This is a genomic window from Rothia koreensis (genome assembly GCF_052232265.1).
In the GTDB taxonomy this organism is placed as follows: domain Bacteria; phylum Actinomycetota; class Actinomycetes; order Actinomycetales; family Micrococcaceae; genus Rothia; species Rothia koreensis.
On sequence record NZ_CP197643.1, the window covers coordinates 1,722,339 to 1,734,649 of the forward strand.

Sequence of the window (12,311 nt, forward strand, 5' to 3'; positions counted from 1 at the left end):
AGGTTTCCCACTCTACTCCGAATCCGGCATCCCACAGATGCGTCGAGGGCGGAGGGTCAGGAGATCACGTCGGCCGCCTGAACCCTCAGAGCTCGTTCGATCGCGTCGCGGCCCTCCATGACCTGCCTCTTCAAGGAGTCCTTGCCCTCGCCGAGTTGCACGAGAAATTCTTCTGAAGCCTCGAGAACATCGCGGTCGACGATCTGGGGGAACAACCCACCGATGATCTGCTGCGAGATCTCGTGGGAAAGCTCGGTCCAGACCCGTTCGATCGACTCGAAGTACCGGGAGACGAAGGGCCGAATCAGGGAGTCCTTGGTGGTCATGGTGAAGCCGGTGATGGCCGCACGCTGGATCACATTGGGCAGTTCGTGGCTCTCCACGACCTGCTGCCACACCTTTTCCTTGGCCTCTGCCACGGGAATCGCCGCCCTGGCCTGGGCCGCGCGCTGAGCCCCGGTCGAGGTATTGTCCTTCTCCGCAGCGGCCTCGATGTCCTCCGAGCCTCGGCGCCCCGCGGCCACGAGGGAGGTCAGCAGTTTCCACGCGAGGTCCTTGTCGATGGACAACCCGGGCAGCGTGGTGTTTCCCGCCAGCAGGGCTTCGACGGTGTCGAGCTGTTCGTCGCTGGTCGCGTGGGCGGCGAAGGCCTGGACGAACTGGAGCTGCTGGTCCGACCCTTCCTCGGCACCCTGCGCGATGTCCCACAGGCCGGCCGCGGCCTTTTCTCGGGTTTCCTCCTGTGCATCCGGACGCACGTACATGCGCAACGTCGTCGCGAGGTTCCGAAGCTGGGTCAGGATCGTGGTGGAATCCGTTTCCGCGCCGATGTTGTCCAGAAGGAGGTCGACGAAGTGGCGCGCGGGGATCTGGCCGTCGCGTGTTCCGTTCCACGCGGCACCCCACACGACGGCGCGGGGCAACGAGTTCTCGAAGTCCCGCAGGTGCTTCCGGGCCGTGTCGAAGGAGGCATCGTCCAGACGGACCTTCGCGTAGGCGAGGTCATCGTCATTGAGGAGAATCAGTGCGGGCCGCTGTCGTCCCGCGGTATCGGGGACCTCGGTGTGCTCGCCGTCGACGTCGAACTCGACGCCGTGCACGCGAACCAGCTTGCCGTCCACGAAGTCGTAGAAGCCGGCGGTCATCCGGTGCGGGCGCAGCGTCGGGTATTCGTTGGGGGCCGTCTGGATGACGTCAAGACGGGTGATCATCCCGGAGTCATCGACCTCAACCGAGGGGGTGAGCGTGTTGACCCCCGCCGTCTCGAGCCATGCCTGGGACCACGACTTCAGTTCGCGACCCGAGGTAGTCTCCAACTCGGCCATCAGATCGGCGAGAGTCGCGTTGCCCCAGGAATGCTTCGTGAAGTAGGAGTTCATGGCCTTCATGAACTCTTCCTGTCCGACCCAGGCCACCAGCTGTCGGAGGACGGAGGCACCCTTGGCGTAGGTGATGCCGTCGAAATTGACCTGCACATCGTGCAGATCCTTGATGTCCGCGACGATCGGATGCGTGGAGGGAAGCTGGTCCTGACGGTAGGCCCACGTCTTTTCCATCGCCGAGAATGTGGTCCATGCGTGTTCGAACCGGGTGTTCTCGGCGGCACTGAGGTGGGACATGAACTCCGCGAAGGACTCGTTGAGCCACAGGTCGTTCCACCATTTCATGGTGACCAGATCGCCGAACCACATGTGCGCGAGTTCGTGGAGAACCGTGATCGCCCGGCGCTCGATCATTGCCTGGGTCGTCTTGGACCGGAAGATGTAGTCCTCGAGAATCGTCACGCAGCCGGCATTCTCCATCGCCCCGGCGTTGAACTCAGGCACGAAGAGCTGATCGTACTTGTCGAAGGGGTAAGGGACGCCGAACTGGCGCTCGTAGAAGTCGAAGCCCTGTTTGGTGAGTTCGAAGATTTCCTCGTGATCGAGATACTCCATGAGGGACCGGCGCGCGTAGATGTCCAGCGACACATTGCGTCCGTCGGAGGTGGTCAACGAGTCGGAGACCTTCGCATAGGGGCCCGCGACGAGTGCGGTGATGTAGGACGAGATCCGCGGCGTCGTACCAAAATGCCAGACGTCGGAATCCGCCCCTTCGTCGCGAACATCCACGGGCTGGTTGGAAATCACGTTCCACGTCTTGGGAGCCCTGACCGTGAACGTGTATTCGGCCTTGAGGTCCGGCTGCTCGAAAACGGCAAAAACCCGGCGGGAATCCGGAACCTCGAACTGGGAATACAAGTAGACCTCGCCGTCGACGGGGTCCACAAAGCGATGGAGGCCCTCACCGGTGTTGGTATAGGCGGCGTCGGCGACGACGGTCAGCGTATTGCTGCTCTCCAGAGCGGGCAGGGAGATTCGTACGCCGTCGGAAACCTCGGACGGGTCGAGTTCCTTGCCGTTGAGCGTCACCGAGTGAACACGCTCGGTGATGGCGTCGATAAAGGTCGAGGTGCCGGGTTCTGCGTTGAATTCGACCGTGGTGGTCGAAGGGAAGCTGGTCTCCGAAGCCGTCAGATCAAGATCCACCCGGTAGGAGTGCACTCTTGTCACGGTCTCCGCGCGTTGGGAAGCTTCCTGGCGCGTCAGATTGAGTCCCGGCATATGGGTCACCTTTCAGAGAGAATTCCGTCTGCCCCTCAGGTTATTACAGGAGCCGGTAGGCTTGAATTCGCCACACTATTCCAGCGCTTAATCTACGAGGACGGTGTACGACGTGCGCGTTCACATTGCCACTGACCATGCGGGGCTCGAGCTCAGCCGCTACCTGGTCGACTCCTTGACGGAACTCGGGTACGAGATGGTCGATCACGGGCCTGAGGCCTACGATCCGCAGGACGACTACCCGAGTTTCTGCATCAACGCCGCCCTGGCCGTCAGGAAAGATCGCGAGAATGGGGAGGACTCCCTGGGCGTCGTCCTCGGTGGATCGGGAAACGGGGAACAGATGGCGGCCAACAAGGTTCCCGGGATCCGTGCCGCATTGGCTTGGAACCACGAGACCGCCGCCCTCGCCCGCGAGCACAATAACGCCCACATTGTTGCGGTGGGTGGCCGCCAGCACACCAACGACGAAGCGTTGGAGATCATCAAGGTCTTTCTGACCGAAGGATTTCCAGGGGAGGAACGTCACGTCCGCCGCATTGGGCAGATGGAAGAGTTCGAGGCGACCGGACGCATCGAAGGCAAGCATCTCGAAACCGATGACTGAGACGGTCGGCCTGAACTCTGACAGGCCCACCCGAGGGCGGTCGTCCGGTGCCTGAGGGACATTCGATCCATCGTGTGGCGCGCAGGTTCCAGGACGCCTTCGTGGGACAGCGCCTGAGTGCGTCGAGTCCCCAGGGCCGGTTCGCGCAGGGCGCGGCGCTCGTGGACGGCGCACGGGCCGTGGAGGCATATGCGCATGGCAAGCATTTCTTCCTGGTCTTCGACAACGACCTGACGCTCAACGTCCATCTGGGGATGTACGGCGCCTGGACCTTTGGTGGTGATGCCACGTTTCGGGCGTCGTCCTCAATAGGCGCTCCGCGGAAAATGGGGGAGGAGGAGTCGTCCGATTCCGAGGAGGCCGAGCGTGAATACGTCGGCCCTCCGGCCCCGAGACCCACGACGCGCGTGCGCCTCGAATCCGACAATGGATGGGCGGACCTGATCGGGGCGACGACGTGCCGCATCCTCGAGCCCACGGGTGTGGCCGAGTTGCGGAAAAAGCTTGGCCCCGATCCCTTGGACCCGGACGCCGACCCCACGCCCTTCTACAGTGCGTGCCGGAAGACATCCAGACCGATCGGTGCGGTTCTGATGGACCAGCAGGCGATCGCCGGCATCGGGAACATCTACCGGGCCGAGTCGCTCTTCCGTGCCGGACTCGATCCGCATACGCCCGCCCACCGGGTATCCGATGAGACCACGGCCTTGTTGTGGCGGGACAATGTCCGTCTCATGAGTACCGGGGTGGAACTCGGTCGCATCGTGACAACGGCGCCCGAGCACCGTCTCGGCGTCTCGTCCCACCATGCGTGGCCCACCCATGCGAATTACGTCTATGGCCGTGTGGGCCACACGTGCCGGGTGTGCGGCAACGACGCGATCGTGATGGAAGACATGGGCGGCAGGAAATTGTATTGGTGCACGGTCTGCCAAACGTGAAGGCCGGCTTCGCCCGGGGTCGAGGTCTGGACGCATCTCCCGCCGTCGTGGCAATTCTGGGACGAAAACCGCCTCGATCGTGCACGGCAGTGCCACCTCGCGGAGCCTCGTCCCACGGAGGTGCCGGCTCGCGGGGCCCGGGCCGCGACGGGCAACAAAAAATCCGCCCCCGGACAAGACCGAGAGCGGATTTCTCTGGAGAGGGGATGACGGGAATCGAACCCGCGTAATCAGTTTGGAAGACTGAGGCTCTACCATTGAGCTACATCCCCGTGTGGACCTCGACAATATAACCGCACCTTTTGGCGGTTCGTCAAATCGATCCGGCACCGTGTCGCCGGAAAGATTCGCACATTTGGCCCATTCACGCATAAACTGGCATATGCCTTACGGGGCGTAGCGCAGTGGCTAGCGCGCCTGCTTTGGGAGCAGGAGATCGCAGGTTCGAGTCCTGTCGCCCCGACGTTGGAACACCGAACCGACCTGTTGCCGGCCGTGAGGCCTCGGCAGACGGTCGACCAGGTGTGACTCTGACGCCTGATAATCAGAGGTATTCGACACATCCGCCCGGCACACCGCAGGGCGGTTCCTGACCCCGAATCGTAGGAGATCAACGGAAGTGAAGACCGCCGTCGAGAAGCTGAATCCGACTCTGGCCAAGATCCAGGTCGACGTTCCCTTCGAGGAATTCAAGCCGTTTCTGAACAAGACGTACAAGGAACTGGCCGAGCAGATCCAGATGCCTGGCTTCCGAAAGGGCAAGATCCCCAACCAGCTCATCGAGCAGCGCGTTGGTTACGACTTCGTGGTGGAGAATGCACTCAATGAGGGGCTCAACGGTTTCTACCAGCAGGCCCTGACCGAGAACGAGCTCACCCCGCTGGCACAGCCCGAGGTCGATGTCCAGAAGAAGCCCGAGCAGAACGATCGCGAGGCCGACGTCTCCGTCGCCATCGAGGTCGTCGTGCGCCCCGAGGTTGAGCTGCCCGACTACGAGGGTCTCAAGGTTGAGGTGGACGCCGCAGAGGTCACCCCCGAGGACGAGCAGAAGGCACTCGATGAGTTGCGTGGCCGTTTCGGCACGCTGATCAATGTCGAGCGCCCCGCCGCTCAGGACGACTTCGTGACCCTCGACCTGAACGCCCTGATCGGTGAGGAAGAGGTCGACGCCGCGAACGACCTGTCCTACCAGGTGGGCGCCGGCACCATGCTGGATGGACTCGACGAGGCCATCACCGGCCTGTCCGCTGGTGAGGACGCCACCTTCGAAACCACTCTCGCCGGTGGTGAGCACTCGGGCGAGGCCGCGACCGTCAAGGTCAAGGTCACTGCCGTCAAGGAGCGTGAGCTGCCCGAGGTCGACGACGAGTTCGCCCAGCTGGCCTCGGAATTCGACACCATCGACGAGCTCAAGGAAGACCTGAAGAAGCAGGCCGCCCAGTCCAAGATTGCCGAGCAGGGCAACGCCGCTCGTGACAAGGTCCTGGACAAGCTCGTGGAGCTGGTCGAGGTGCCCGTTCCGGAGAAGGTCGTCGAGGACCAGATCGAGCAGCACTTCAACAACCCCAACGCCGAGGCGGACCACGACTCCGAGGAGCACCGCGCCGAGGTTCGCGAGAACACCGAGCGTGCCTTCCGCAACGAGGTCATCCTGGACGCCGTGGCGGACAAGGAAGAGGTCGGCGTCGAGCAGTCCGAGCTGATCGACTACATCATCTCGATGTCCTCGCAGTACGGCATGGACCCCAACCAGTTCGCCCAGATGCTGGATTCCTCCGGCCAGGCCGGAATGATGGTCGGCGAGGTGCGCCGCTCGAAGGCGCTGGCCGCCGTCCTGGAGAAGGCCGAGGTCGTTGACACCGAGGGCAACGCCGTCGACCTGTCCTCCTACATCAAGCCGCAGGGCGAAGGAGAAACGGTCGAGGCCGAGAAGGACGTCGAGGGTGCCGACGAGGCGTAATCGACGTTTTGCGGACACTGTCCGGAGCGGGTGAATCCGCACCGACAGTCTGACGACGTACAGGGGCGACCCACCGGTTTCGGTGGGTCGCCCTTTCGCGTCGGGACCGCGTGGAAGCGTGGGCGGTCGAGGTCGCACTGGCACGCCATCAGCGAACGAGGGGCGGTATCCCGGCCGTGAAGGCCGTTCGGATACTAGTGTCGATCCCAGACACCCAGAGGCCGGGTCGGGTCATGGAACCGACCCGGCGACTCCGAAGATCGAAAGAGGTCAGACGCACTATGGCTCACAACCTTCCGTACGATGCGGGCACCCGGCAGGGTACCGCGCAGCAACAGCCCGTCATGAGTCGCGAAACCGGCAATGGGCAGGACGACCACGTCTACAACCGGTTGCTCAAGGAACGCATCATCTGGTTGGGCTCCGAGGTCCGCGATGACAACGCCAATCTCATCTGCTCCCAGATGCTCCTGCTCTCGGCCGAAGACCCCAAGTCGGACATTTACCTGTACATCAACTCGCCCGGTGGCTCAATCACCGCGGGCATGGCCATTTACGACACGATGCAGTTGATCCCGAACGACGTCGTGACCATCGCGACCGGCATGGCCGCATCCATGGGCCAGTTCCTGTTGTCCTCCGGGACACCGGGCAAGCGGTACGCTACGCCGAACGCACGCATCCTGATGCACCAGCCGTCGGGTGGCATCGGGGGCACCGCCTCCGACATTCGCACCCAGGCCGAACTGATCCTGTCGATGAAGCGTCGCCTGTCCGAACTGACCGCGCAGCAGACCGGCAAGACCGTCGAGCAGATCCTGGAAGACAACGACCGCGACAACTGGTTCACCGCGGACGAAGGCCTGGAATACGGGTTCTTCGACCACATCGCCCAGAGCGCCGGTTCGGTTTCCGGTGGCGGCGGAACCCTCAAGGACGAGAAGTAGCACCGAGAGGGCCACAGCCCAACGGTCAACGCAGAGACTTTTCAGGAGAAAGAACACATGAACTTCAACGCACCGCAGGCCAAGGGTGACGCCGCAGCCGGCGTCCCCATGCCCTCCAACCGTTACGTCCTCCCCAGCTTCGAGGAGCGGACCCCCTACGGGTACAAGCGCCAGGACCCGTACGCGAAGCTGTTCGAGGACCGGATCATCTTCCTGGGCGTCCAGGTCGACGACGCCAGCGCCGACGACATCATGGCCCAGTTGCTGGTCCTCGAGGCCCAGGACCCGGACCGTGACATCACCATGTACATCAACTCGCCGGGCGGTTCATTCACCGCGATGACGGCGATCTACGACACCATGCAGTACATTCGTCCGGAGATCCAGACGGTGTGCCTGGGGCAGGCCGCCTCCGCGGCGTCGGTTCTCCTGGCGGCAGGAACACCGGGCAAGCGCCTTGCGCTCCCCAACGCGAGGGTCCTGATCCACCAGCCGGCCCTCGCCGGACAGCAGGGCGGCCAGGCATCGGATATCGAAATCCACGCCAACGAGGTCATGCGCATGCGCACGTGGCTCGAGGACACCCTCGCGCTGCACTCCGGCAAGGACTCGAAGACGGTCAACAAGGACATCGAGCGCGACAAGATCCTGACCGCCAAGGATGCCCACGAGTACGGTCTGATCGACCAGGTGCTCGACTCTCGCAAGATCAACAAGCCGCAGATCAATACCCAGGACTGAGGCAGGGCCGGCCGAGAGGTCGGTCGATGGTGATGACGGCCGGTTCAGGGTGACCTGAGCCGGCCGAAGTCATCTCCCACCACTCGGGGGAGGCAGGGGAGATGACATCCTCTGTCGGGTGCGGCCACAACGGCGGAGACCCCTCGGGCGCGCCTGACAAGGGGCGGTATCTTCGCTCCGAGGGGAGCCAACCTGTAGCCTAGGAAGTGCGAGCCAACCAGGTGCACGGAACCCGTCACGTGGCTTCCACGCAAGACCTTCAGATTTGAGGAGCCAGCATGTCGAGAATCGGTGAGAGTACCGACCTGCTCAAATGTTCTTTCTGCGGAAAGTCTCAGAAACAGGTGCGCAAGCTCATCGCGGGCCCCGGCGTGTACATCTGTGACGAGTGCATCGAGCTGTGCAATGAAATCATCGAGGAAGAGCTTGCGGAAGTCTCGGAAATCACCTCGATGGAGCTTCCTCGGCCCCGCGAGATCTTCGACTATCTCCAGGAATACGTGATCGGTCAGGAGCCCGCCAAGAAGGCACTGTCCGTGGCCGTGTACAACCATTACAAGAGAATCCAGGCCAAGGATTCCGGCCAGCCGCAGAGCGGGCAGTCATTGCTCGCCACGGGCGGGGAAGACGTCGACCTGGCCAAGTCCAATATTCTCCTGGTCGGTCCCACGGGGTCCGGCAAGACCTATCTCGCACAGACCCTCGCCAAGAAGCTCAACGTGCCCTTCGCGATGGCGGATGCCACGAGCCTGACCGAAGCCGGGTACGTCGGGGAAGACGTCGAGAACATCCTCCTCAAGCTCATCCAATCGGCCGATTACGACGTCAAGAAGGCCGAGACGGGCATCATCTACATCGACGAGATCGACAAGATCTCCCGCAAGTCCGAGAACCCCTCGATTACGCGGGACGTCTCCGGCGAGGGTGTTCAGCAGGCTCTGCTCAAAATTCTCGAGGGCACCGTGGCGGCCGTTCCGCCCCAGGGCGGGAGGAAGCACCCCCAGCAGGAGTTCTTGCAGATCGATACGACCAATGTTCTCTTCATCGTGGCGGGAGCCTTCGCCGGCCTCGAGGACATTGTGGGCTCCAGGGTCGGCAAAAAGGGCATCGGCTTCGGGGCGCCCATCGAAGAAGCATCCAAGGAAGCCGACATCCTCCAGAAGCTGCTGCCGGAGGATCTTCTGAAATTCGGGCTGATCCCCGAATTCATCGGTCGGCTTCCCGTGCTGACAAGCTTGTCCACCCTGGACGTGGACACCTTGGGTCGTGTGCTCACGGAACCACGCAACGCACTCGTCAAGCAGTACAAGCGCATGTTTGCCCTGGACGACGTCGAACTCGAGTTCGAGGACGACGCAATCCGGGCGATGGCCGAACTGGCCATGGAGAGAGGCACAGGTGCTCGAGGGCTGCGCGCGATCCTTGAGGACCTGTTGCAGTCCATCATGTTCGACATTCCGTCACGTGAGGACGTCGCCCAAGTGATCATCACGGGGGATGTGGTCCGTCACGGATCCGAGCCGGAGCTCGTCACCAAGGACATGCTGGATGAGCAAAAGAAGGACGCTTCCTGAGGTCCCTCCCGTTCACTGACAGGAGTGGTACTGGCCACCGCTGAAAGATCACGGTTCGGTCTCTGTGACGTGTTTTCGTCCCGTTTGGATCACGGTTTTATCAAGATTTTCCCCACAGTTTGAGGCCCGTGACGGCAGGTGCTTAGCTGGTTTCTGTCACGCACGGAACCACAGGGGAGAACACATGCATCGGACCGTTCGCAAGGCGGTTACCAGCTTCCTCGCTATCACCGGACTCTTCGCGATCACCGTCCTGACCGACTACGGCATGATTGCCCGGGACGAACAGTCCTTGGCCATGGTCGGTCTGGTCGTCGTCGCTGTGGCGGTTCGTGGTCTCATGTACCTCGACTCGGTGCGTCACGGCAGAGAACCGGAAATCCAGACCCGGGACACCGTGACGGGAAATCTGATCGTGGTGCTCAGCGCGGTCGCTTACGGATGGTTGCTCATGGGTATCCTCGTGGGTACCGGAGTCGTCAGCTCTGCCTACGAATCGGCGCTCAAGGAATTCTACGGTTGGCTCTCGCTCGCTCTGTTCGTGGTTGCCATCGTGGTCTACACCATCGACACCTTCAAGCTGAGGAAAGGCCGCGGCAACGAGGCCAAGGCCGACCCGGCCCCGGCCCCGACCGAGACGGCGCAGCCCCGTGAACTGATTCACCAGGGTCGGGCATAAACCCTCCCGGTCGCATGTTGCTATGGGCGGAACCCATTCATGTACGAGCAGCACGACAAGGAGCCGGAACATCATGACCCAGCACGCAGACTTTTGGTTCGACCCGATTTGCCCTTGGGCCTGGATGACGTCTCGGTGGATGACGGAGGTCGAGCGCCTTCGCGACGTCGAGGTGACGTGGCATCCCTTCAGCCTCTCGATCCTGAACGACGGCAAGGACCTCGACCCGGACTACCGGAAGCACCTCGAGGCCGCACAGGGCCCCGCCCGCGTTGCCATGGCCGTGCGCGAGGAGCACGGCCAGGAGAAGGTCAAGGCCTTCTACGATGCGGTAGGTACCGCGATCCATCCGGAGAAGACGGATGAGCCGGACGAAGCGCGTCGGTTTCACGAGGCCATCGTCAAGGCGCTGGACGAGACTGGACTTCCGGCCCAGCTCGCCGATCACGCGGACTCGGAAGCCTACGACGAGAAGTTGCGTGCCTCCAACAGGGAGGCCCTGGACCTCGTGGGCGACGACGTGGGAGTCCCGATCATCGCGATTGAGGGGACCGCGTTCTTCGGGCCCGTGATGTCACCGGCACCCAAGGGCGAGGACGCGACCAAGGTCTGGGACGGGGCCGTGGCGCTCGCCTCGTACCCGGGATTCTTCGAGCTCAAGCGGTCCCGGACCAGCGGACCGATCTTCGACTAGACGCGTTGGTCCTCGGGCGAGGACATTTCGCGGGATTGGCGCCGGGCCTTCTTGGCTCGGCGCCTTTCTTGTGAACTGGCCCAGGTGTAGTTGACCGCCTCGTCCGAGGTGTAGGAGAGCATCGCGAAAACCTGGCTCGCCATGAGCACGAAGACCGCGTAGACGTTGCTCGAGTCGGCGGTATCGGTGCCGATCTGGATCGCGACGACGATGAAGCTGATACCCAGGAACGCCAGATTGAACTGCCGGGCCATGTGGCGTCCGCGAATCACATTGATCGACAGAAGAACTTGGAACACGGCCAGAAGCGTCACGCCGAGGCTCATGAAAGTGAGCACGAAGTTCCACAGGTCGTTGCCGGTGTCGCTCACAAAATTTCTGGCAGAGACGGCCAGGTCATTGTCCAGCTGGTCGACGACCCCGGGGGTCATGAGCCGGTACACCGAGCGAGCGACTTGCAACAGGGCCACGAGTGTCACGAGCCCGCCGGCGAGCCAGACGTCCGGCGGGGCCTTCCTGGCCAGCTCGGACAGGTTGCGGTGCTTCCGGCTCGGGTCCTTCTGTTCCTCCGACAAGTGGTCTCCGGGCACGACGTCGTCCAAGTCCAGGATCGGCATGTCCCCGTCGGTGTTGATGCTGTCGCCGCCGCCATTGCGCGAGTTGTACCCGCCCATGAAGTCGTTCAGAACCTCGTGGGAGACCTCGGGGTTCCTGTACTCGAGGGTCGAGACGACGTAGTCGCGCTCCTGATCCGTGTCAGGATCCACCTTGTGCGTGACCTGGAACGTGAAGAGGGACAGGCCGACGGCGTGGTCGTACGTCGCGGCTGCCAGCCAGTCGACCTCGATGCCGCCGGGCAGCTTCCAGCCCTTGGGGGTCTTCCAGAAGCGCACGTGGTGGCGTTTGCTGGGATTGCCGTCCACTTCCTGCTGGTACGCGAAGTCCTGTTTCCTGCCGAACAGCATGAGGGGACTGACCGGCGCCTCCGGATAGGACGTCTTGCGGAGGGACGAGACGACGATGCGCCACGAACTCTTCAGCGTCACGTCCTCGGCCTTGGTCCAGCCGGCCTTCTTCATGGCTTCGTGGATGTCGTCCTCTTCGGCCTTGAGCGCCAGGTTGACCGGATCGCCGAGGAGCCCGTCCGCGGTCTGTGTGCGACCGAAGAAATAGTCCGGAACGTAGATGTTGGTCATGATCCGGTGCATGCGGGGCAACGTCAGGTAGGAGGCGAGGCCCCAGAAAATGAGGATGAACAGAACCGACCACCAGCTCAGATGCACGGCTTCCGTGAGGGAGACGACTGCGAGCCACAGTGAGGCCAACCCGGCAAACACGAAATAGATCTCGTCCGACAGTCCCTCGACCAGCCGCCGGCTGTCGGAGAACTGCTGTTTGATTCGGCTCTCGCCCGCTTTGTCGGTGTCGCCCTTGTAGACAGGGTAGTTGGGGTCGTCTGTCACGTTCGGGATCTTCTCCTCAGGCTCTGCGTCCCGGGCCTTGCTGGTCCAGGCCGCGTTCTCACCCGTTCGGCGGGCCGATGGTTCAGGGGGGGGGAGATGGGC

At 62.7% G+C, this 12,311-nt stretch carries 10 protein-coding genes and 2 tRNA genes; 9 read left to right on the forward strand and 3 right to left on the reverse strand.

Annotated features, from left to right (window positions below; genetic code table 11):
- Positions 1-56 precede the first annotated feature (56 nt).
- Positions 57-2,603 carry an aminopeptidase N gene (pepN, locus tag ACTSLZ_RS07660; RefSeq protein WP_443094632.1) on the reverse strand — a complete coding sequence of 849 codons (2,547 nt, stop codon included), beginning with the start codon at positions 2,601-2,603 and terminating at the stop codon, positions 57-59.
- Positions 2,604-2,715: 112 nt separating this feature from the next.
- On the opposite strand from pepN, the gene ACTSLZ_RS07665 reads away from it, so the two are divergent.
- Together ACTSLZ_RS07665 and ACTSLZ_RS07670 are read left to right on the forward strand one after the other, a co-directional pair.
- Positions 2,716-3,210, forward strand: coding sequence for a ribose-5-phosphate isomerase (locus ACTSLZ_RS07665; protein WP_178979766.1), 495 nt, complete (start codon positions 2,716-2,718; stop codon positions 3,208-3,210).
- A gap of 47 nt (positions 3,211-3,257) precedes the next feature.
- A complete protein-coding gene (locus ACTSLZ_RS07670) occupies positions 3,258-4,151 on the forward strand; it encodes an Fpg/Nei family DNA glycosylase (RefSeq protein WP_443094633.1) in 894 nt (297 codons plus the stop codon).
- A gap of 201 nt (positions 4,152-4,352) precedes the next feature.
- On the opposite strand, the gene ACTSLZ_RS07675 is transcribed toward ACTSLZ_RS07670, so the two are convergent.
- Positions 4,353-4,423: transfer RNA gene (locus ACTSLZ_RS07675), tRNA-Gly, on the reverse strand.
- Positions 4,424-4,541: 118 nt separating this feature from the next.
- On the opposite strand from ACTSLZ_RS07675, the gene ACTSLZ_RS07680 reads away from it, so the two are divergent.
- The 7 genes from ACTSLZ_RS07680 to ACTSLZ_RS07710 all read left to right on the forward strand — a co-directional run bounded on the left by ACTSLZ_RS07680 (position 4,542) and on the right by ACTSLZ_RS07710 (position 10,746).
- A tRNA-Pro gene (locus ACTSLZ_RS07680) sits at positions 4,542-4,614 on the forward strand.
- Between the two features lie 156 nt (positions 4,615-4,770).
- Positions 4,771-6,111 (forward strand): trigger factor, encoded by a 1,341-nt coding sequence (gene tig / locus ACTSLZ_RS07685; protein WP_129314291.1) that lies wholly within the window; start codon positions 4,771-4,773, stop codon positions 6,109-6,111.
- 344 nt (positions 6,112-6,455) lie between these two features.
- Entirely contained in the window at positions 6,456-7,058 is a 603-nt protein-coding gene (locus ACTSLZ_RS07690) for an ATP-dependent Clp protease proteolytic subunit (protein WP_129314506.1), read from the forward strand.
- 57 nt (positions 7,059-7,115) lie between these two features.
- Positions 7,116-7,799, forward strand: a complete 684-nt coding sequence (locus ACTSLZ_RS07695; protein WP_129314292.1) for an ATP-dependent Clp protease proteolytic subunit — start codon at positions 7,116-7,118, stop codon at positions 7,797-7,799.
- Positions 7,800-8,077: 278 nt separating this feature from the next.
- The gene (gene clpX, locus ACTSLZ_RS07700) at positions 8,078-9,373 is read left to right on the forward strand and encodes an ATP-dependent Clp protease ATP-binding subunit ClpX (protein ID WP_129314293.1); all 1,296 of its coding nucleotides are present in this window, start codon (positions 8,078-8,080) and stop codon (positions 9,371-9,373) included.
- A 184-nt stretch (positions 9,374-9,557) separates the two neighbouring features.
- Positions 9,558-10,052 (forward strand): hypothetical protein, encoded by a 495-nt coding sequence (locus tag ACTSLZ_RS07705; protein ID WP_443094634.1) that lies wholly within the window; start codon positions 9,558-9,560, stop codon positions 10,050-10,052.
- A 73-nt stretch (positions 10,053-10,125) separates the two neighbouring features.
- Entirely contained in the window at positions 10,126-10,746 is a 621-nt protein-coding gene (locus ACTSLZ_RS07710) for a mycothiol-dependent nitroreductase Rv2466c family protein (protein WP_178979769.1), read from the forward strand.
- On the opposite strand, the gene ACTSLZ_RS07715 is transcribed toward ACTSLZ_RS07710, so the two are convergent.
- Positions 10,743-12,209: an LssY C-terminal domain-containing protein gene (locus ACTSLZ_RS07715; RefSeq protein ID WP_443094635.1), complete on the reverse strand. Its 1,467-nt coding sequence runs from the start codon at positions 12,207-12,209 to the stop codon at positions 10,743-10,745. The two genes, ACTSLZ_RS07710 and ACTSLZ_RS07715, sit on opposite strands and share 4 nt — an antisense overlap.
- Positions 12,210-12,311 lie beyond the last annotated feature (102 nt).